The 19,799-nt window shown below is 68.0% G+C and carries 15 protein-coding genes (1 of these 15 cut by a window edge); 4 read left to right on the plus strand and 11 right to left on the minus strand.

The features are described 5' to 3' along the window. A protein-coding gene (locus tag ACYQOP_RS11155; RefSeq protein ID WP_461222397.1) for a hypothetical protein crosses the window boundary here: on the plus strand, nucleotides 1–363 show its final stretch. It extends 405 nt beyond the left edge of the window; the window shows 363 of its 768 coding nt (coding positions 406–768); its start codon lies off the left edge, out of view; it ends in the stop codon at nucleotides 361–363. Nucleotides 364–480: 117 nt separating this feature from the next. Here the strand turns inward: ACYQOP_RS11155 and ACYQOP_RS11160 are convergent, their stop codons facing one another. The 5 genes from ACYQOP_RS11160 to ACYQOP_RS11180 all read right to left on the minus strand — a co-directional run bounded on the left by ACYQOP_RS11160 (nucleotide 481) and on the right by ACYQOP_RS11180 (nucleotide 7,983). Continuing rightward, nucleotides 481–1,875: a DUF4167 domain-containing protein gene (locus ACYQOP_RS11160; RefSeq protein ID WP_461222398.1), complete on the minus strand. Its 1,395-nt coding sequence runs from the start codon at nucleotides 1,873–1,875 to the stop codon at nucleotides 481–483. 429 nt (nucleotides 1,876–2,304) lie between these two features. After that, nucleotides 2,305–3,240, minus strand: coding sequence for a peptide chain release factor N(5)-glutamine methyltransferase (gene prmC, locus ACYQOP_RS11165; protein ID WP_461222399.1), 936 nt, complete (start codon nucleotides 3,238–3,240; stop codon nucleotides 2,305–2,307). Next, a complete protein-coding gene (gene prfA / locus ACYQOP_RS11170; RefSeq protein ID WP_018042072.1) occupies nucleotides 3,237–4,322 on the minus strand; it encodes a peptide chain release factor 1 in 1,086 nt (361 codons plus the stop codon). The genes prmC and prfA overlap by 4 nt, the downstream gene beginning before the upstream one ends. 88 nt (nucleotides 4,323–4,410) lie before the next feature. After that, nucleotides 4,411–6,675, minus strand: a complete 2,265-nt coding sequence (gene ptsP / locus ACYQOP_RS11175) for a phosphoenolpyruvate--protein phosphotransferase (RefSeq protein ID WP_461222400.1) — start codon at nucleotides 6,673–6,675, stop codon at nucleotides 4,411–4,413. A gap of 72 nt (nucleotides 6,676–6,747) precedes the next feature. Next, the gene (locus ACYQOP_RS11180; protein ID WP_207413138.1) at nucleotides 6,748–7,983 is read right to left on the minus strand and encodes an aspartate kinase; all 1,236 of its coding nucleotides are present in this window, start codon (nucleotides 7,981–7,983) and stop codon (nucleotides 6,748–6,750) included. A 186-nt stretch (nucleotides 7,984–8,169) separates the two neighbouring features. Here ACYQOP_RS11180 and ubiG point away from each other — a divergent pair, with 186 nt between their 5' ends. Beyond that, complete coding sequence (gene ubiG / locus ACYQOP_RS11185; RefSeq protein WP_461222401.1) at nucleotides 8,170–8,916, plus strand: bifunctional 2-polyprenyl-6-hydroxyphenol methylase/3-demethylubiquinol 3-O-methyltransferase UbiG; 747 nt, start codon at nucleotides 8,170–8,172, stop codon at nucleotides 8,914–8,916. Nucleotides 8,917–9,020: 104 nt separating this feature from the next. Then, a complete protein-coding gene (locus ACYQOP_RS11190) occupies nucleotides 9,021–9,995 on the plus strand; it encodes an NADPH:quinone oxidoreductase family protein (RefSeq protein WP_461222402.1) in 975 nt (324 codons plus the stop codon). Between the two features lie 230 nt (nucleotides 9,996–10,225). Here ACYQOP_RS11190 and ACYQOP_RS11195 read toward each other — a convergent pair whose 3' ends face one another. The 3 genes from ACYQOP_RS11195 to ACYQOP_RS11205 form a co-directional block, all read right to left on the minus strand. After that, entirely contained in the window at nucleotides 10,226–13,558 is a 3,333-nt protein-coding gene (locus tag ACYQOP_RS11195; protein ID WP_461225283.1) for an error-prone DNA polymerase, read from the minus strand. Between the two features lie 244 nt (nucleotides 13,559–13,802). Beyond that, on the minus strand, nucleotides 13,803–15,386 hold the full coding sequence (locus ACYQOP_RS11200) for a Y-family DNA polymerase (protein ID WP_461222403.1): 1,584 nt from the start codon (nucleotides 15,384–15,386) through the stop codon (nucleotides 13,803–13,805). Then, entirely contained in the window at nucleotides 15,313–16,023 is a 711-nt protein-coding gene (locus ACYQOP_RS11205) for an ImuA family protein (RefSeq protein WP_246748078.1), read from the minus strand. The genes ACYQOP_RS11200 and ACYQOP_RS11205 overlap by 74 nt, the downstream gene beginning before the upstream one ends. A gap of 321 nt (nucleotides 16,024–16,344) precedes the next feature. Here ACYQOP_RS11205 and ACYQOP_RS11210 point away from each other — a divergent pair, with 321 nt between their 5' ends. Beyond that, nucleotides 16,345–17,340, plus strand: a complete 996-nt coding sequence (locus ACYQOP_RS11210; RefSeq protein ID WP_461222404.1) for a collagen-like protein — start codon at nucleotides 16,345–16,347, stop codon at nucleotides 17,338–17,340. On the opposite strand, the gene ACYQOP_RS11215 is transcribed toward ACYQOP_RS11210, so the two are convergent. The 3 genes from ACYQOP_RS11215 to ACYQOP_RS11225 all read right to left on the minus strand — a co-directional run bounded on the left by ACYQOP_RS11215 (nucleotide 17,335) and on the right by ACYQOP_RS11225 (nucleotide 19,705). Next, entirely contained in the window at nucleotides 17,335–18,570 is a 1,236-nt protein-coding gene (locus tag ACYQOP_RS11215; protein WP_461222405.1) for a TIGR03862 family flavoprotein, read from the minus strand. The genes ACYQOP_RS11210 and ACYQOP_RS11215 overlap by 6 nt on opposite strands. Before the next feature lie 58 nt (nucleotides 18,571–18,628). Then, nucleotides 18,629–19,393, minus strand: coding sequence for a ComF family protein (locus tag ACYQOP_RS11220; RefSeq protein ID WP_461222406.1), 765 nt, complete (start codon nucleotides 19,391–19,393; stop codon nucleotides 18,629–18,631). Nucleotides 19,394–19,477: 84 nt separating this feature from the next. Further along, nucleotides 19,478–19,705: a hypothetical protein gene (locus tag ACYQOP_RS11225; protein ID WP_461222407.1), complete on the minus strand. Its 228-nt coding sequence runs from the start codon at nucleotides 19,703–19,705 to the stop codon at nucleotides 19,478–19,480. Nucleotides 19,706–19,799 lie beyond the last annotated feature (94 nt).

Below are 19,799 nucleotides of genomic sequence, written 5' to 3' on the forward strand. Positions count from 1 at the left end.
TTCGACAGCGACGATATCGATCTTGTCGTCTCCGCCAATCTACTCTCACAACTGCCGATCCTGCCCGTGGACTGGTTCGAGTCCCGTGGCATTCCGCTTCCCCATGGGTTGGGAGCCGAGATCGTCGCCACGCATCTCCGGGGTTTGGCGGGTCTGCAGGCACATGTCTGCCTCATCACCGATACCGAGGAGCTGACAGAAGACCGCGACGGCCGAGTCATCGAGCGGTTCGATCTTCTCCACGGCGTCGCTTTACCGCCTTCCGATCATTCCTGGATTTGGGAGATAGCGCCATTCGGAGAGATTGGACGCCGCCGCAGGCAGCGCCATCACGTCCGTGCCTATTGCGATTGGCGTGGATGAAAAAGCAGCAAGACTTTTGTCTGCGGCAAGAAAAAAGCCGCCCCACATGAGAGGGCGGCTTTTGTAAAACTTCATCCGGTTGTCCGCGCCTGGAATAGGCGGCGGGTCCTTTGCAAACTATTCGACGGTGGAGGGTGTATCGTCGGCGTTCGTGCTGCCGCCCTCTGAGCCTTCCGGTCCCTCGAAGCGAGGACGACGGCGACGACGCGGCTTCGGTGCTGCCGGAGCTGAATCGTCCTTCGTCACCTCTCCGGCGAGATCGCGTTTCGGCTCCGCTTCGCCAGCGGGTTCGACAAAGCGTTCTGCCACCGGTGCAGTGGCCGGACGAGGAGCTGCCGTCAGGAAAGCCGGCAAGGCACTGACATCGTCTTCAGCGCGAAGATCGGGTTCCTCGCGGCGGCGGGAACGGCGCGGAGCCGTCTCCGAACGGCGGCTGTCACTGCGCGAGGATTCCGGGCGCGGGCTCTCCTGGCGCGGGCTCTCCTGGCGCTGGTTTTCCTGGCGCTGGTTTTCCTGGCGCTGGTTTTCCTGGCGCTGGTTTTCCTGACGCGGTGAATCCTGCCTCACAGGCTCGTTTCGAAGCGCAGGCTCCTGTCGAGGATTGTCCTGGCGATAGGCCTCCTGCCGGGGAGCTTCCTGGCGAGACACGTCCTGAGACACCTGGTCCGGCTTCGGCGCGGTGTCGTTGCCCTGGAACTCGCTGCGCTGGGTTTCGTAGCGGGAGCTGTCGTTGCGGTTCTGAGCGCGGTTGAAGTCCGTGCGCGGCTGATCCTGGCGGCCGTAATCCTGCCGCGGCTGCTCGTGCCGGGGATTGTCCTGCCTCGGATTATCCTGCCTGGCATTCTCGCCACGGAAGGAATCCTGCCGGTTATACTCCTGGCGGCCACCGTCGCTACGGTGTCCCTCATAGCGCGAACCGTCTTGGCGCGAACCGTCTTGTCGGTTCCCGTCCTGCCGGCCGCCTTCCTGGCGCTGACCGTCCCGATTGTTCTCGAAACGTTGGGGGCGGTCGTTACGATTCTGGAAACGGTCGCGCCGCGGGCTTCGCTGGTCGGACTGGGAGTCCTGGCGGTGATCGGGGCGGGAATCTAGCCGGGAATCCTGCCGCGAGTCTTGGCGTGGCGCTTCGTAGGACTGAGGCTGCGGCTGCTGCGCCGGATCGCCGTATTCCTCGCCGTAGCTGTTGCCGTAACCGTTGGCGGCATAGCCCTGGCTCGCGCCCTGGCCCTCGTCTTCGCCATCCTCGTCGTCATCGTAGCCGTTGCGGGCGTAACCGCCATTCTGCTGGCGGTTCTGCTCCTGGGCACCGGAGATGATGCGGAAATAATGCTCGCCGTGCTGGAAGTAATTCTCGGCCGCCACCGGATCGCCGCTCGCTTGCGCATCACGCGCCAGCTGGGCGTATTTGTCCGCGATGTGCTGAGCCGTCCCGCGGATTTTTACATCCGGCCCGTTGGACTCGTAGGAACGCGTCAGCGGATTGGGACCTTTGGGGCGGTTGCGACCGCGCATCCGTCTATTCTGGTTTGGTCTCATCGGTCTCGATTGACCCTCGTTCAAATCGGAGCGTCTGATGATGCGGCGGGGCTACGAGCGAAGGAGAATGAACCCGCTCGGGCTCTTTCCTGTCCTCGTAAGATCCGGTCGATGGTTCCGCGATCGATTGTGCCGTGCTCGCCGTATGTCCGGCCAACCGATTCCCACGCTCGCATCTCGGCGTCGATCGGATGTCTGGAACTCAGTTCATCAAGCTTCCACACGGAATCTCGTGCGTATCGGCTCGATGGTGGGGAGATCGTCTAAAAACATCGCGTGCTAGACGCCGCCGACATTTCTACCTCGATCCGCCTTAACGGACCGTTCGCGACCTGACTGTGACATTAGCGGCTCCCCAAGCCCACAACAAGCTTTTTTTCCGAGCCTTCTCGCGGTTTCCGGTGGTCAAAGGCCCGATAATGTGACGACGCGGGCGTGACCGGCCAGATCGTGCCGGATCGAACCTTGCGCGAAGCCCGCCTCATGGCCGATCCGGACGACGTCCTTCGCCTGATCGTAACCGACCTCGAACACCAGGGCCCCATTCGGCGCGAGCAGGCGCCGGCCATCCGACGCCCCGCTCACCTCCGCGGTGATCCTCCTGTAGGCGGACAAGCCATCCTCCCCGCCATCGAGGGCGCCAATGGGATCATGGTAGCGAACTTCGTGGGAGAGCGTCGGAATGGTGGCGCTCGGGATGTAGGGCGGGTTCGAGAGAATGATGTCGAACGGCTTGCCGAGAGCGGAGCACCAATCGCCGGCAAGGAAAGCGGCACGCCGTCCCACACCGTTCATCCGGGCGTTGCTACGGGCGCAACCGAGCGCTTCGTGCGAGCGGTCGACGCCCACTCCGAAGGCCTGTGTCCATTCGCTCAAGAGCGCAATGAGGATGCAGCCGGATCCGGTTCCGAGATCCATGAGGCGTAGGGGCCGGTCGCGGGTGGCATGAAGCGACAGTGCGGCATCCACCATCGTCTCGGTATCGGGCCTGGGAACCAGGGTCGCGGCGTTCAGGATGAAGGGAAGACCCCAGAACTCCCACTCGCCGAGGATGCGGGCGACGGGCTCACCCGCGAGGCGCCGTTGCATCGCCTCGCCGAGCCGCTTGGCGCCCTGCTCGCCCAGAGTCTCCGCGCCGGAAAGGACGAGCTCGGTCTGAGTGATGCCAAGGACATGAAGGAGAAGGAATCGGGCATCGCTGGCACCGCCATCGATCCCGGCCGCGCGGAAAGCCGCCGTGATTCGGCTGAGCGCCTGCGAGCGAGACAGCCATGGGTCGATGCTCGTTCCATCCGCCCCGCCGCCCGTGACGCGAGAGGCACTCAGACCATCTTCCGTCACGCCATGCCTTCGGCGGCCATGAGTTCGGCCTGGTGCTCGGTGATGAGGGCATCCACGAGTTCGTCCAGCGCTTCACCCGCGAGAACCTCTTCCAGTTTGTAGAGGGTGAGGTTGATGCGGTGGTCGGTGACCCGCGCCTGTGGGAAATTGTAGGTGCGGATACGCTCCGAGCGATCTCCCGAACCGACCTGCGACTTGCGGTCTGCTGCGCGAACGGCGTCTTTTGCCGTCCGTTCGGCATCGTAGAGCTTGGCCCGCAGGAGCGACATGGCGCGCGCGCGGTTCTTGTGCTGCGAGCGCTCTTCCTGGACGAAGATGACGATGCCGCTCGGCATATGGGTGATTCGGATCGCCGATTCCGTCTTGTTGACGTGCTGGCCGCCGGCACCCTGGGAGCGCATCGTGTCGATCTTCAGATCGGCATCGTTGACGACGATATCGACCTCCTCGGCCTCGGGCAGGACCGCTACGGTGGCGGCGGAGGTGTGAATGCGTCCCTGGGCTTCGGTATCGGGCACACGCTGGACCCGGTGGGCTCCGCTCTCGAATTTCAGCTTGGCGAAGACGCCCTTGCCCTTCACCTCGGCGATGACTTCGCGATAGCCGCCGACCGTGCCTTCGCTCTCGGAGATGACATCGACCTTCCAGCCCTTCAGATCCGCGTATTTCGCGTACATCCGGAACAGATCGCCGGCGAAGAGCGCGGCTTCGTCGCCACCGGTCCCGGCACGGATTTCGAGAATGGCGCTCTTCTCGTCGGCGGCGTCCTTGGGCAGCAGGATGACCTGGAGCGCCTTGTGTGCCGCCTCGAGCCCGGCTTCCGCATCGGGCTTTTCGGCGGCGGCGAGCGCACGCATCTCGGCATCGCCCCCCGGCTCGTCGATGAGGGCCTCGATTTCGGCGAGGTTCGTCGCGGCTGCGCGGTAGGCATGGATGGCCGCCACCACGCCGTCGAGTTCGGCGAGTTCCCGGGACAGCTGGACGAAGCTGTCGGAATCGGCCGAACCTGCGCTGAGCGTGGCGGTGACGATATCATGCCGCGTCAGAATGGCGTCGAGACGGTCTGAAGGAATTGGGGTCATCGCCCGGAGGATACTCTCAACTTTGGAAAGGGAATGTCGAACGGACGTGCGAAAAGCTCAGCTGCCGGCGTAAGCGCCGTCACGCTCGCTAGATAGGCACGCCGTGGGCCTTGGCGAAGGCCGTCAGGACCGGCCGCAGGGAAGCGCTGTCGCTGGAACGCTCCATCTCGGCATCGATCACCGCCGCCACGGCGGACGCGTCGATTCCGAGAACCATGGCCTTCACCGGGCCGATGGCGGCGGGCGACATCGACAGGTTGCGGAAGCCGAGGCCGATCAGGGCCATCGCCTCCAGGGGCTTGCCGCCGATCTCGCCGCAGATGGTGACGGGGCAGCCGGCGGCAGCCGCGCGCTCGGCGATGAGGCGGAACGCACGCAGGGCCGGCACGCTGAGCGTGTCGAACCGGTCGGCCACGCGGCGGTTTTCGCGGTCCACCGCGAAGAGGAACTGCATCAGGTCGTTCGAGCCCACCGACAGGAAGTCGGCGACCTTGGCGATCTCGTCGATCTGGAAGAGGAGTGAGGGCACCTCGACCATCACGCCGAGGCGGCAATCGCTCGGAAGGATATGGCCGTGGCGGCGCAGATGCGCCTTCTCCCGGTCGACGATGGCCTTGGCGCGGACGAACTCGTCCACCGTCGCCACCATCGGAAACATGATCTTGAGAGGCCGGCCGGACGCCGCCCGCAGCAGCGCGCGCAACTGCACCCGCAACAGGGCGGGGCGGTCGAGGCCGATGCGGATGGCGCGCCAGCCGAGAGCCGGGTTCTCCTCTTCGAGGGCCGGCATGTAGGGCAGGATCTTGTCGCCGCCGATATCCAGGGTACGGATCGTCACGGGCAGGTCGCCGGTGGCGGCGAACACCGCCTCGTAGAGCGATTGCTGCTCGGCGGCCGAGGGCATCCGCTGCGCCACCATGAACTGCAATTCAGTGCGGAACAGGCCGATGCCCTCCGCGCCGGTCTCATGGAGATGGGTGAGGTCGACCAGCAGTCCGGCATTCAGCTGCAGGCCGATGGCGACCCCGTCCCTGGTGACGGCGGGGAGGTCGCGGAGCGCCCGGTACTGTTCCTGACGGCGCGCGCGCAGGCGGACCTGCTCGGCATAAGCCGCCTCGATCTCCGGGCCGGGACGGACCTGGATCTCGCCGGTGACACCATCGACGATGATGGCGTCGCCTGCATCGCAGAGGGCCGTGGCATTGGCGATCTCGCCCACCGCCGGGATGCCGAGCGCCCGTGCGACGATGGCGATATGGCTCGTCGGGCCACCTTCCTCCAGCACCACGCCGCGCAGGGAGGCGCGGTCATAGTCGAGGAGGGCGGCCGGCCCCATGGAGCGGGCGACGAGAATCGCGTTTTCGGGAAGCTCGCGATGCGTGCCGTTGTTTTCCGTGCCGATCAGCGTGCGCAGAAGACGGTTGGCGAGATCGTCGAGGTCGTGCAGGCGGTCGCGCAGATACGGATCGCTCTGACGCATCATCCGGGCGCGGTTGTCCGACTGGACGCGCTCCACGGCGGCTTCCGCGGTCAGGCCGGAATGGACCGCCTCGCGCATCCGGCGCAGCCAACCCTTGTCGTGCGCGAACATCCGCACCGTCTCCAGCACCTCACGCGATTCGCCGGTGCCGATGCTGTCGCCGCGCTCCACGAGGTCGTCGATGGCCGAGCGGACCTCGCCGATGGCCTCCTCCAGGCGCTCGACCTCGCGCTCCAGGTTTTCGGCGATGAGCTGCTTCACGATGATGCGCGGCTCATGCAGCACCACGTGGCCAAGTCCGATGCCATCGGCGAGCGCGACACCGCGCTGGCTCACGGCGCGGCGCGCGGCGGAGCCCGCACCTGGGGCCAGGGATTGCAATTCACCCGAAGCGATCATCTCGGACAGCACCATCGCCGTCGTCTGGAGCGCTTCGATCTCTTCCTCCGAATAGACCCGGTAAGTGAGGTTCTGCACCACGAGGACGCCGAGCGTGTTCCCGGCCCGCAGCAGCGGCACGCCGAGGAAGGCGTGATAGGCCTCTTCACCGGTCTCGGGGCGGTAGGAGAAGGCGGGGTGGGACTGTGCGTCCGAGAGCGAGAGCGGCTCGGCGGTCTTGGCGATGAGGCCGACGAGGCCTTCATCGGCCCGCATCCGGGTCAGGTGGACGGCCGAACGGTTCAGTCCCTCGGTGGCAAACAGTTCGAGGGTGTTGTCATCGCTCAGGACATAGACCGAGCAGACCTCGGCGATGACGTTCGCCGCGATGAGGGTGACGATGCGGTCGAGGCGAGCTTGTGGACTGACCGGCTCCGCCATCGCTTCGCGGAGGCGGCGCAGCAGCAGGCGCGGTCCTCCGGGCGCAGCAGGCATGGTCTCCTCGATCCGAATTCAGTCCCCGGTTCCGCACGCGCAAGTTTCATGCGCGGCGGAGAGGGCAGGCGCTCAAGCCTGATCGAGGCCGTATAGCGAGTGGAGCGTACGCACGGCAAGCTCCGTATAGGCCGCGTCGATCAGGACCGAGAACTTGATCTCCGATGTGGTGATCGCGCGGATGTTGATTCCCTTCTGCGCCAGGGCCCTGAATGCCTTGGCGGCGACACCCGCATGGCTGCGCATGCCAACGCCGATGGCCGAAACCTTGACGACATCGGTGGCGCCCTCGATCTGGGCGAACTCGATGATACCGCTCTGGGCATCGAGAATCGTGCGGGCGCGATCGTAATCGGCCGAGGGCACCGTGAAGGTCATGTCGGTGGTCGACTGGTCGCCGGACACGGTCTGGATGATCATGTCGACGTTGATGTTGGCATCCGCCAGCGGTCCGAAGATCGCGGCCGCGATCCCGGGGCTGTCCTTGACGCGGCGAAGGGTGATCTGCGCCTCGTCCTTCGAGAAGGCGATCCCGGTGATGATCTGCTGTTCCACGATGTCGTCCTCGTCGCAGATGAGGGTGCCTGTGCGGGCGTTGTCGGGCGGGTCGAAGCTGGAGCGCACCGTGGTCGGCACGCGATGGACCATGGCGAGCTCGACGGAGCGGACCTGGAGCACCTTGGCCCCGAGAGAGGCCATCTCCAGCATCTCTTCGAAGGTCACGCGCTCCATGCGCTTGGCCTTCTGCACCACGCGCGGGTCGGTGGTGTAGACGCCGTCGACGTCGGTATAGATGTCGCAGCGCTCCGCGCCGATGGCGGCGGCGATGGCGACCGCGCTGGTATCCGAGCCGCCCCGGCCGAGCGTCGTCACGCGGCCGGTCTCGGTATGGATGCCCTGGAAGCCGGCGATCACGGCGACTTCGCCGCGTTGGAAGCCAGCCTCGAGATTCTTGGGATCGATGGCGGTGATACGGGCCGAGCCATGGGCGTCCGAGGTCTCGATCGGGATCTGCCAGCCCTGCCAGGATCGGGCCTTGATCCCGTTCTTCTGGAGCGCCGCGGCGAGGAGACCAGCGGTGACGAGCTCGCCCGATGCGACGATGGCGTCGTATTCCGCCTCGTCGTAGAGCGGGTTGGCGTCCTTGACCCAGGCCACGAGTTCGTTGGTCTTGCCGGACATGGCCGAGACCACGACGGCGACGTCGTAGCCGGCCTCGATCTCGCGCGCCACGTGGAGCGCCACGTTGCGGATACGGTCCACGGTCGCCACCGATGTGCCGCCGAACTTCATCACCAAACGGGGCATGTCGGGTCCGCGTCGATCCATTCCAGGCTGGCCGCCCGCTGCGGGCACGACGCCGGCGGCAATCGCCGCAGCCGTGTCCCGCCGCTATACCGGCCGGTGCCTGGGCGGGTACAAGGGCACTTCGGACGTGTCAACAATCGGGCATGCGGGCGGGATGGCCCGCATCCGAGTCGGAAGGTCAGGCGAATGAATCCAGCGGCACCCTCTTCCATCGACGCCGAGGAAGTCGCGCGCTTCGAAGGGATCGCCGCGACCTGGTGGGCCGAGGATGGGCCGATGAAGGTGCTTCACCGCTTCAACCCCGTGCGCCTCGCCTATATCCGCGACGCGATCTGCAGGACCTTCGACCGAGACCCGCGCGCGCCCTATCCGCTGAAGGGGCTGACCATCGTCGATGTCGGCTGCGGCGGCGGCGTCCTGTCCGAGCCCCTGGCGCGGCTCGGCGCCAGCGTCACCGGGCTCGATCCGGCCCCCACCAACATCGCCGTGGCGCGATCCCATGCGGAGGCCGAGGGCGTGGCGGTGGATTACCGCTCACAGACCATCGAGGAGGTGGTAGCGGCGGGCGAGCTTTTCGACGTCGTCCTGATCATGGAGGTGGTGGAGCACGTGGTCGACATGCCGGCCTTCGTCGCGAGTGCCTGCCAGGCGGTCAAGCCGGGCGGTCTCCTGTTCGCCGCCACCCTCAACCGCACGATGCGCTCCTTCGCGCTGGCCATCGTCGGAGCGGAATACGTCCTCGGCTGGCTGCCGCGGGGAACCCATGACTGGAACAAGTTCGTGAAGCCAGAGGAATTGTCCCGCGCCATCGCGCGCGGCGGCCTCGCCGTCACCGATACCACCGGCGTCGTGTTCAATCCCCTCGACGGGAGCTGGCGGCCCGCCCGCGACACGGCAGTGAACTACATGGTCGCGGCAGCGCGTCCGGCCTGAACCGGGCTCTACGAGCGCCGCTGACGACGAGCGCTTGCGCTGCTGCCGCCATTCGGTGCAAGCGCGCTCAAGCAAAAGGCGCTGCGGCTCAAGGGAGGATCGGCATGAAGGCTTTGCTCTGCACCAGGCTCGGCGGCCCCGAGGATCTTGCGATCGCCGAGGTGGCCGATCCAGTGCCCGGACCCGGCGAGGCTCTGGTGCGGGTGACGCTGGCGGCACTGAACTTCTTCGATACGCTCATCATCGCAGGGCGCTACCAGGTGAAGCCCGATCTTCCGTTCTCGCCCGGCGGCGAAGCGGTCGGCATCATCGAGGCCCTGGGGCAGGGCGTCGAGGGGTTCGGGGTCGGCGACCGCGTCATCGTCCACCGCACCTACGGAACCTGCGCCGAGCGCATCGCGGTGGGCACCCGGCATCTCACTGCCGTCCCCGATGCGGTGAGCGACGAGCAGGCCGCCGGCCTCACCATCACCTATGGCACCTCGCTCCACGCCCTGCGGGATCGCGCGCGGCTCCAGCCCGGCGAGACCTTGGCGGTCCTCGGTGCCTCGGGCGGCGTCGGTCTCGCTGCGGTGGAGCTCGGCGTGATCATGGGGGCCAAGGTAATCGCCTGCGCCTCCTCGCCTGAGAAACTCGCGGTGGCGCAGGCGCACGGCGCCGAGATGAGCCTCGATTATAGCGCGGGCAATCTGCGCGAGGGGTTGAAGAAGCTCACCGAGGGACGGGGCGTCGACGTGATCTACGATCCGATCGGCGGCGACTACGCCGAGCCTGCGCTACGCTCGCTCGGCTGGAAGGGACGCTACCTCGTCGTCGGATTCGCGGCCGGCGATATCCCACGCATCCCCCTGAACCTCGCCCTCCTGAAGGGCATCGATATCCAGGGCGTGCATTGGGGCGTGTTCGTGGAGCGCGAGCCCGAGGCTCACCGGGCGAACCAGGAACAGCTCCTCGCCTGGGTGGCGGAGGGGCGCCTCAAGGCCAAGATCCACGGCACCTATCCGATGAGCGAGTACGAGAACGCGCTCGGCATCCTCAAGCGCCGCGAGGCCGTGGGCAAGGTCCTGCTTCGGCCCTGAGGGGGCAAGCCCTCCTCCCCAGCGGATCTCGTGCCTGCTCAAGATCCGTCGAGCTTGTGGGGAGGAGTTGGAGGTGGGGGTGGTGGGGTTACCCTCATGCTGCGGAGGCTGGCGGAGCCACCCCCACTCCTGACCTCTCCCCACAAGGGGGAGAGGGACGCGCTCTGCCTGCAAAAGCAGATGGGTGAATCCGGTAGCCGCCAGCGGGGAGAGGGGATGCGCACCGCCCCTCAATGGAAATCCCGGCTGCGGTAGACGCGCCGGTCGGGCGGGGCCCCGAAATCTGTCGTCTCAGGGGGGAGGGGGAGGCCGCCCTCCCGTAGGGTCCGCAATTCCTCCGTCAGGTCGCGAAACTGCTCGGCCAAGAGATGAACCACCAGCCCTGAGCGCTGGATGCGGCCGCGCACGGCAAGGAAGCGCGCGCTCATGGCGATGCGCCGGTTGGCGTCGAACACCTTCTTCCAGACGATGACGTTGCAGATGCCGGTCTCGTCCTCCAGCGTCAGGAACACCACGCCCTTGGCGGTGCCGGGGCGCTGCCGGGTGAGGACGAGGCCCGCCACCGTGACGCGGGCATTCTGCGCCCATGAAGGGTCGTGGTGGGCCGCCGCAGGTATCGCGCCGATGCGGGCGAGGCGCGCCCGGAAGAACGCCACCGGATGGCCTTTGAGCGAGAGGCCGGTGGAGACGTAATCCTCCGCCACATGCTCGGAGAGCGCCATGGCGGGCAGCTCCACCGCGGGCTCGGCCCGGAACAGGCCATCATCGGCATGGAAGGCGAAAAGCGGCATCGGCGCATCGAGGAGATGGGTGCGCCGGTCGGTGGGGACGCCCCGCCCGGCGCTGGCCCGCATCGACGTTCCTTCCAGCGCCCGCACCGCCCAGAGCGCGGCGCGGCGGTCAAGGTCGAGGGAGCGGAAGGCATCCGCTTCCGCCAAGCGCTCGAGGGCGTTGCGGGGCAGCGTCAGGGCGGCCTGGAGGCCCTCGACGCTGGCATAGCCGTTGCCGCGCAGGGCCACGAGCCGGGCCATGGCGGCTTTCGGCAGGCCGCTCACCTGCCGCAGGCCGATGCGGACGGCGAAGCGGCGCTCCGGCCCACGCTGCTCCGAGGCCGGTTCCAGGGTGCAGTCCCATTCGCTGGCGTTGACGTCGGGCCCGCGCACCTCGACCCCATGGGCGCGGGCATCCCGCACCAGCTGGGCCGGCTGGTAGAATCCCATGGGCTGCGAGTTCAGGATGGCGGCCAGGAAAACGTCCGGGTGCCGGCATTTCATCCAGGCCGAGGCGTAGACCAGCAGGGCGAAGCTCGCCGCGTGGCTTTCGGGAAAGCCGTAGGTTGAGAATCCCTCGATCTGCTTGAAGCAGCGCTCGGCAAAGTCGCGTGGATAGCCGCGCCCGACCATGCCCTCGATGAACTTGGTCCTGAAATTCACGATCAGCCCGTTGTGCCGGAAGGTCGCCATGGCCCGGCGCAAGCCGTCGGCTTCAGACGGCGTGAATCCGGCCGCCGTGATCGCGATCTGCATGGCGTGTTCCTGGAACAGCGGCACGCCGAAGGTCCGCTTCAATACCTCTTCGAGTTCGTTCTTCGGCCCATGGTCGGGGGAAGGGGATGGGAAGACGACAGGTTCCTCGCCCGAGCGGCGCTTCAGGTAGGGATGGACCATGTCGCCCTGGATCGGGCCGGGGCGCACGATGGCGACCTGCACCACGAGATCGTAGAATTCCTTCGGCTTCAGGCGCGGCAGCATCGACATCTGCGCCCGGCTCTCGACCTGGAATACGCCGACGGAATCGGCCTTCGAGAGCATCGCGTAGACGTCCGGCTGCTCCGGCGGGATGTCGGCCAGGGTCTCGTAGGCGACGCCGAAATCCTCGCGCAGGAAGTCGAGGCCGCGCTTGAGACAGGTCAGCATGCCGAGCGCCAGCACGTCGACCTTGAGAAGGCCGATCGTGTCGATGTCGTCCTTGTCCCATTCGATGAAGGTGCGGTCCGGCATCGCCGCATTGCCGATGGGCACGGTCTCGTCGAGACGCCCCCGCGTCAGCACGAAGCCGCCCACATGCTGGGACAGGTGGCGCGGGAAGCCGATGAGTTGGATCGCGAGGTCCACCGCCTGCCGGATCGCCGGGTTGGCGGGGTCGAGCCCGGCTTGCGCGATATGCTGGTCGGGCAGGCCGTCTCCCCATGAGCCCCACACCGTGTCGGCCATCATGCCGGTGATGTCGGGGGTGAGGCCCAGCACCTTGCCGACCTCGCGGATCGCGCTGCGGGGCCGGTAATGGATCACCGTCGCACAGATGGCCGCGCGCTCCCGCCCGTAGCGATCGTAGAGGTGCTGGATCACCTCCTCACGGCGCTCGTGCTCGAAATCGACGTCGATATCGGGCGGTTCGTCGCGGCTTTCGGAAATGAAGCGGGCGAAGAGCAGCCGGATCTTGGTCGGGTCCACCGAGGTGATGCCGAGGCAGTAGCAGACCACGGAATTGGCCGCCGAGCCGCGGCCCTGGCACAGGATTCCCCGGTTCCGGGCGAATTCGACGATGTCGTGGATGGTGAGGAAGTAGCGGGCGTAATCGAGCTGGCGGATCAGGTCGAATTCGTGGGCGAGGGCCGTCTCCACCATCTCGGGAATGCCATCCGGATAGCGCAGCCGGGCCCGTTGCCGGGTCATGTATTCGAGATGCCCCTGGGCCGTCCTGCCGGGGGGGACGGTCTCGTCGGGATACTCGTATTTCAGCTCCTCCAGCGAGAACTCGCAGGCTTGCGCGATCTCGACACTGCGCGCGATCGCCTCCGGGTGGTCCGCGAAGAGCCGGGCCATCTCCTCCGGCGGCTTCAGATGGCGCTCGGCATTGGCCTCCAGCCGGTAGCCGGCCTCGACCAGGGTGCAGCCCTCGCGGATGCAGGTGGCGACATCCTGCAGGGGCCGCCGGTCGGGGTGGTGGTAGAGCGCGTCCGACACCGCCACCATCGGCGCGCCGAGGCGTTTCCCGAACCCGGCCAGCCGGCCGAGGCGGCGGCGCTCGTCGCCACGGTAGCGGTGGCTGACACCGAGGAAGACGCGGCCCGGCGCCGCCTCCGCCAGATCGGCGAGGTGACGGGCGAAGGCCTCGTCCGCCATTTCCGGCGGCGAGCCGTCTTCCGAAGGCAGAAAATCCTCCGGAGAAATGGCGATGAAGATCTGGCCCCTTGCCGCCGCGAGCACCTCCGCGATGCCGAAGCGGCATTCGCCCTTCTCCGAACGGCGGTTGCCATCCGTGAGCAACCGGCAGAGCCGGCCATAGGCATCCCGGTCCATGGGGTAGGCGACCGCCTCAAAACCTTCCTCGGTGACGAGACGGACGCCCGGCAGATACCGGACCGTCGCTTCGCCCGCCTTCTTCCGGCGCTTGGCCTCGGCATGGCCGCGCACCACGCCCGACAGCGTGTTGCGGTCGGCGATGCCGATGGCGTGAAACCCGAGTTCGGCACCCTGCGCCACCATTTCCTGCGGATGCGAGGCTCCGCGCAGGAACGAGAAATTCGTGGTCACCGCGAGCTCCGCATAGGGCGGGGTCATGCGCAGAAAGATGGGCCGTTCGCGCAATCCCCTCTCCCCGCGAGCGGGGAGATGGCCGCGACGACCCCGTTGTCGACGCGGCGAGGCGGCAGCCGAGGGTGAGGGGGCGCGTCCGAAGGAGCCTCATCCGAAGAGTCCCCCTCACCCTCGCTCCGGCTTCGCCTCCGCTCATCGCAGACACGGCAAGGTGCCTGCGATCCTCTCCCCGCCCGGCGGGGAGAGGGGAGGGCACTCATCTCGGCACTCACGCGAACAATCCCTGCACGAACCAGCGTGCGGCCTGCTGCGCCGTGTGGAAGCCTTCCCGGTAGACCCAGAGCCTCCGGCCGGATTCGTCCTCGACCACGTAATAGTCCCGGGCCGGTGCGGGGGCGTGCCACCAGGCGTCGGCGATGCGCTCCGGTCCTTCGGCATGGGCGATTCGGTGCAGACGTCGGCGCCAGCGGAAACGCTGGGGCGGCCCGTCGGGGGCCAGCGAGAACACCTCGTCGGCCATTTCGCTGCGAGGGAAGAGGACGAGGGGGCGGGACGGCACGGGGCCGCCCGGGCGCGCATTCCCCCGCCCGGCCCAGTCGAGGGCCACATGGTTCACCCGCCACGGTTCCAGGGCGTCGGCGCGTTCGGGGATATGGCTCGCTCGTGGGCTCACCCTTATCACCCTGGCCCTGATGCGCTGGCGCAGGGCATCGGCGAGGCGGGTGGTTCCGTTGCCTTCCGCGCGTCGATCGAGGCCCGTATCCGCGAGGGAGTCCTGGCGCGCTTCCAGCCGGCCGATGCCGGTCACGTCGAGCCGCACGGTCTCGAAGCCGAAGCCGGCATCGAGGGCCGGGCCGAGCCGGTCGAGGCGCAGGTCCAGCAGCCGACCGATCTGGATGGGGCACAGGGTCGGTTCCGACAGGCCGAGATCGAGGGTCTTCTCGATGCCGTCGACCCGATGCAGGCTCAAGCGCAGGGATTGCGCGCCCATGCCCGATGCGCCGAGACGGGGAGCGATCTCCCGCATCAGCCGGATGGCGGTGGCGACGATGCCGGCCTGATGTCCGATCGGGTCGAGGAATCCCTGGCTCGCGCCGAAGGCGGCAGGCTCGGCCAGGGAGACTAGCGGTTCGGGCCTCCTCCCCAATGCCTGATCGAGGCGCAGGAGCAGGGTCTCGCCGAAGCGTCGGGCGAGGGGAGGGCGGGGCGCGTCGGCCAACGCTCCGATCCGGCGCAGGCCGAGGCGACGCAGCGAGTCCGAGATGGACGGCTCGATCCGCAATGCGGCGACGGAAAGCTCGCGCAGGGACGGTGCATTGTCTCCGGGCGGCACGATGACGGGCCTCGCCGAACCGCCGTGGCGGGCATGGGCGAAGGCGCAGGCGGGCGTGTCGGCCAGGGCCAGCCGGGCGGGAATCGCATTGGCCGACAGGCGACCGGAAAGGTCGGCCATCAGGCCTTCCTCTCCGCCGAACAGATGGCTCGCCCCCTCCACGTCGAGGAAGAAGCCGGCAGCCCCCTCTGCCGGTCCGAACGGCGCGACCACGGGCGTGTAGCGACGGGCCCAGAGGCAGAGCCGTGCGAGGGCGGCGGCATCGGCCTCCGGGTCGGCGGGGTGGACGGCGATGCCGGGGCCGATCCTCGCTCGGGCTCGCGCCAGGGGCTCTCCCGGGCGCAGGCCCAGGGCCCAGGCAGCGGCATCCACTGCCGTGATGCGCAGGCCCCCCGGGCCGATGGCGGCCACGACGGAGGGCGCGGCCGCTTCTGGCGCCGCGTGTTCAAGCCGTGTTCGAGCGCGCCTGAGGCGCGTCAGCGGCCACTGCTCCAGCCAGACCGAAACGATGCGCGGCATGATCCCACTCCAGAAGCCAATCCCCGGTCCGTCCGTTGCGGCAGCGGTCGAGCCGTGCCCGCCAGCAGGGCCGCTCGATGCAGCCGAAGCGGTCCCGCAGGGCCGCCCCCGACCCGATCCGCCAGCGGGTCGCGGCCATGTTCGGGTTTTCCGCCTGCGGTGGCCGCAGGACGAGGAGGAGGCGGGAGGCCGCCTCGCCCGCCAGATGCAGCCGACGGCTCTGTTTCAGCGGCAGGCCGGCATCCACCAGCCCCGCCACTGCCCTCAGGCCCTGAGACCGCAGGGCTTCCTCCACGGCGCGGTAGGCATCCGCGTCGTTCTCCACCTCCAGGATCAGCAGGCGGCCCGGATCGAGGCCGAGCCCGGCGAGCCCATGGCCGTAGGGCGTCGGATGGCCCTTGCCGATGACGAGGAGCGCCTCTCCCTCGACCCGCGCGAGGTGACGCGCCACGAGGGCGAGGGTGAAGCCCAGGGCCGCCGCCTCGTCGCCCTCGGCTTCCGGCGCGATCTCGTGCGGTCGCCCGAGAGTGAGGCCGTTGCCGGGAAGCCCCGAATCGATATGGGCGATTCCCAGGGGCAACGACTCGACGCGGAGGGCGTCGGAATGTCCTCCCCCGTGATCGCGCAGGGCGGCCATCGCAACCCTCCGGCGCCGCGCGAACTCGTCCGTGTTCGTCTCGCCCTCATCGCGCATTGTCCGTTGAGCCAAAGCCATCCTGTCCGCACCGTCGCCGGACGATAAGAACAAAACAAGAACACACTCAACAGGTTTCAGGGGTCTGAAAAATTTCCCAACGCAAACAGTCGTTTCCCCTGTGGACGGCTGTGGATGAGTGTGGACGGCCGAGAATCGGCAGGGCGTTCGAGCCCTTCGTTGTGGACTTGACCCCATGGCCGGACCCGGCATTGTCCCTCCGCCGTGCCGGACCCCCGGCGCATCAGCCGGGAGAGAATGCCCATGCGCCTCGACCAAGCCGCCCAGTGCCAGGCCCTTCATCGCCCGTCCGGAAACAGCCAGAAGGCCGGTTCCCTGTTCGGCAAATCGCTGATCGGCCTGATGCTGCTCGTGGGCTCCTTCTCCGGGGCCGCCTTCGCGCAGGCGCCAGGCCAGGTCAGTCCCGGCCAGCCGGGCCGTGGGATGAGCGCCGCCCCGGCGACCGATGCCGCAGCGGCTCCGGGGCCCAGGGCCAGGACCAGGCGGGTCGTGACGCCGTCGCAGCCGATCCAGGTTTACGATGCGCGGATCGAGGGGGGAGACCTGCGGATCTCGGGCAGCGTGCGCAAGGCCGGCACCGTCGTCATTCTCGACGAAGACATCTCGGTGATGGCCGATTCGCGCGGGCGTTTCCTGTTCCGCCTTCCCTACCGGCCGGCTACCTGCGTCGCGGCGCTGAAGGCCGGTGAAGACGAGAGGGAGGCGGTGGTGGCCAATTGCGCACCCACGGGCGAGCCCGGCCCCAAGGGCGATGCGGGCCCCGCAGGCGAAACCGGGCCCCAGGGCATGGCAGGGCTTGTCGGACCGCAGGGGATTGCGGGCCCCGCGGGCGAGGCCGGGCCGAAAGGGGAGACGGGACCGAAGGGCGAGGCCGGGCTCAAGGGAGAGACTGGTCCCAAGGGCGATGTCGGTCCTAAGGGTGATGTCGGTCCCAAGGGTGAGGTTGGGCCAAAAGGCGATGTCGGCCCCAAGGGGGAAACGGGTCCCAGGGGCCCTGCCGGTCCTCAGGGCGAGCCGGGGGCAGCTGGCATTACGGCCAGCGCCGCCAACTCCAGCCTTCGTCCCGTCCGCAACGAGACGTGCTCGACAAGCGGCTGCGAGTTGAGCTGTGCCAGTGGCGAGGCCTTCGTCTCGGCCTATTGCCTGTCCTCGGGCAGCCCGTCCTTCGCCAATGGCGGCGCCAGCGCGTCCTGCCCGTCCGATGCCAAGGGCATGGTCGGGTTCTGCACGCGTCTATAGTTCCGGATCGGCCTCATCGAGCCAGTCCATCATCCCGGCGGCCGCCGCGCGACCGCTGGAAAAGGCGCCCTGCAGCAGGTAGCCGCCGGTGGGGGCTTCCCAATCCAGCATCTCGCCGGCGACGAAGACCCCCGGCCGCGCTTTCAGCATGAAGCGGTGATCGACGGCCTCGAAGGCGACGCCCCCCGCCGTGGAGATCGCCCGGTCGATCGGACGGGGAGCGAGCAGGCGCAAGGGAGCCGCCTTGATCAAGGCGGCGAGATCGCCCGCCGAGGATGGAAGCGCGCGGCCGGCCGCCTCGCGCAAAATTCCCGCCGCCACGGGGTCGAGCCCCGCATCCTTGCGCAGGCGCGTGGCGAGGGAGGCGCCCTGTTTGTGCGTCGCGAGGCGTCGCATCAGCGCATCCTCGGTCAGGTCCGGTCGCAGATCGAGGACGAGACGGGCCTCACCCTTGGCCTCGATCGCCTCGCGGATGAGGCGCGACAGGGCATAGACCGCCCCGCCCTCGATCCCGTCCGTGGTGATCATGGCCTCGCCGCGTACGCTCTCCTCGCCGAGCCTGAGCACGACGCGCTTCAGGGGCGTCCCGGCGAAGCGTTCGCGGAACACATCCGACCATGGCACGCCGAAGCCGACATTGGCGGGTTTGAGCGGCGAGACGGCGATGCCTGCCCCGGTGAGAAGCGGGACCCAGGTCCCATCCGAGCCGAGCCGTGGCCAGCTCGCTCCGCCAAGAGCCATCAGGGTCGCCTGGGGGGCCACCGTGACGCGTCCGTCCGGGGTCTGGAAAGCCAGGCTTCCATCCGCCTCCCAACCCAGGAAGAGATGCCGTGTGAGGATGCGGACGCGGGACGCATCGAGCCGCCCCAGCCATGCCCGCAGGAGTGGGGAGGCCTTGAAGCTCTTCGGGAATACACGGCCGCTCGACCCGACGAAGGTCGGCTGGCCGAGCCCCTCGCACCAGTCCCGCAAGGCTTGCGGAGGAAACGCGTCGACCGCTTTCGCGAAGGACGGATTCGCCGGGTGGTAGCGGCGGTGGAACGCCTCCAGCGGCTCGCTATGCGTGAGGTTGAGGCCGCCCCGCCCGGCGATGAGGAACTTGCGCCCCACCGAGGGCATCCGCTCGTAGATCGTGACGCGGTGACCGGCCTCGGCCAGAATCTCGGCGGCCGCCAGCCCGGCCGGGCCTCCGCCGATCACCGCAATGTCTCGTGACGTCAATCCTGTCATGGACGTTGGGAGGCCGTGGCGGAGCCCGGCTGTCAAGGGCGGAGGTCGGTTTGTTGGCTCAGCCTGCCTCGGCGGCGACCAAGGCGAAGGTGAGGACATCCACCGAAGCCGCTCCTCCCCGCAAGAGCACCCGCGATGCGGCATTGGCGGTGGAGCCGGTGGTGGTGACATCGTCGATGAGCAGAACCCTTCGCCCCTGGAGCCTGGGCTTCGCCGATGCGGGGACCCGGAACGCGCCCTGGAGATTCGTCGCCCGCGCCGCGCGGCTGAGCCCGACCTGCGAGCGCGTCGCCTTCACCCGGGCGAGAAGCGAGGTCTCGCAGGGTAAGGAAGCAATGCGGCCGATACCGCGGCCGAGGAGGGCGGCCTGATTGAAACGACGGCGCCACAGCCGGGTCCAGTGCAACGGCACGGGAATGAGGCAATCGGCCTCCCGCAGCAATTCGGCGCCCGCCGATGCCATCATCCGCGCCATGGGGGCGGCGAGATCGAGCCGGTCCTCGTATTTCAGGCGGTGAACGAGATCGCGCGCCACATCGTCGTAAAGCGCGACGGCCCTGGCCCGCCCGAAGACGGGGGGATCGGCGATGGCGCGCGGGGACAAGAGGGGGCCGAGCCCCAGATCGACGGGAAACGGCGTGCCCAGGCGCGGGCAATAGGGCTGTTCGATGAGGCGCAGGCTCGACCAGCAGCGGGGGCACAAAGCATGCGGATCCGCAGTGGCGGCGCCGCAGCCGGCGCAGGTCGGCGGGTAGATCAGGCCGAGGGCGCCCGCCGAGATCGAACGGACACCTCGCCGAAGAAATTGGGCGGCGGACACCATACTGCGTGCTTAGGTCCAGTTCGTCGCATCGCGAAGACCTTACGCAACATTGTCCCGGCGAAGCGACGTCCGGAAAGCGGCGCCTTACTGTGCCGCGGGCTGCTGGCCCTGATTCTGCTGCTTGTCCTTCTTGCTGGCCCTGTGGTGGCCGATGGCGCAGCCGGCTGCCGCCCCCATCTTGCCGTGTCCGGCCATATGGCCGGCGACGCCGCCCACGAGCGCGCCCTTGATGCAGCCCTTGGCTTCGGCGGCCCCACTCAGCGAGAGGGCCGCGAGGGTGGACAAGGCGATTCCCGTCAGAAGTCGAATCATGAATCCGGTCTCCGGTTTTCGTTATGATGCGCCAACCTCCCGCCGCTCTGCCCCGTTCCGGTTGGCAGGATCACGTTTTCGCGCCAGCTATAGG

It is taken from the genome of Methylobacterium sp. CM6247, assembly GCF_054817925.1.

Bases quoted from the DNA above. Each gene is read 5' to 3' on its own strand.
- ACYQOP_RS11195 (WP_461225283.1), bottom strand. From the start codon at position 13,558: ATGACCCCGCCCTATGCGGAGCTCGCGGTGACCACGAATTTCTCGTTC.
- ptsP (WP_461222400.1), bottom strand. From the start codon at position 6,675: ATGCCTGCTGCGCCCGGAGGACCGCGCCTGCTGCTGCGCCGCCTCCGC.
- ubiG (WP_461222401.1), top strand. From the start codon at position 8,170: ATGAATCCAGCGGCACCCTCTTCCATCGACGCCGAGGAAGTCGCGCGC.
- ACYQOP_RS11205 (WP_246748078.1), bottom strand. From the start codon at position 16,023: ATGGCCGCCCTGCGCGATCACGGGGGAGGACATTCCGACGCCCTCCGC.
- ACYQOP_RS11180 (WP_207413138.1), bottom strand. From the start codon at position 7,983: ATGCCCCGTTTGGTGATGAAGTTCGGCGGCACATCGGTGGCGACCGTG.
- ACYQOP_RS11190 (WP_461222402.1), top strand. From the start codon at position 9,021: ATGAAGGCTTTGCTCTGCACCAGGCTCGGCGGCCCCGAGGATCTTGCG.
- prfA (WP_018042072.1), bottom strand. From the start codon at position 4,322: ATGACCCCAATTCCTTCAGACCGTCTCGACGCCATTCTGACGCGGCAT.
- ACYQOP_RS11220 (WP_461222406.1), bottom strand. From the start codon at position 19,393: ATGGTGTCCGCCGCCCAATTTCTTCGGCGAGGTGTCCGTTCGATCTCG.
- ACYQOP_RS11200 (WP_461222403.1), bottom strand. From the start codon at position 15,386: ATGCCGCGCATCGTTTCGGTCTGGCTGGAGCAGTGGCCGCTGACGCGC.
- ACYQOP_RS11160 (WP_461222398.1), bottom strand. From the start codon at position 1,875: ATGCGCGGTCGCAACCGCCCCAAAGGTCCCAATCCGCTGACGCGTTCC.
- ACYQOP_RS11210 (WP_461222404.1), top strand. From the start codon at position 16,345: ATGCGCCTCGACCAAGCCGCCCAGTGCCAGGCCCTTCATCGCCCGTCC.
- ACYQOP_RS11225 (WP_461222407.1), bottom strand. From the start codon at position 19,705: ATGATTCGACTTCTGACGGGAATCGCCTTGTCCACCCTCGCGGCCCTC.
- ACYQOP_RS11215 (WP_461222405.1), bottom strand. From the start codon at position 18,570: ATGACAGGATTGACGTCACGAGACATTGCGGTGATCGGCGGAGGCCCG.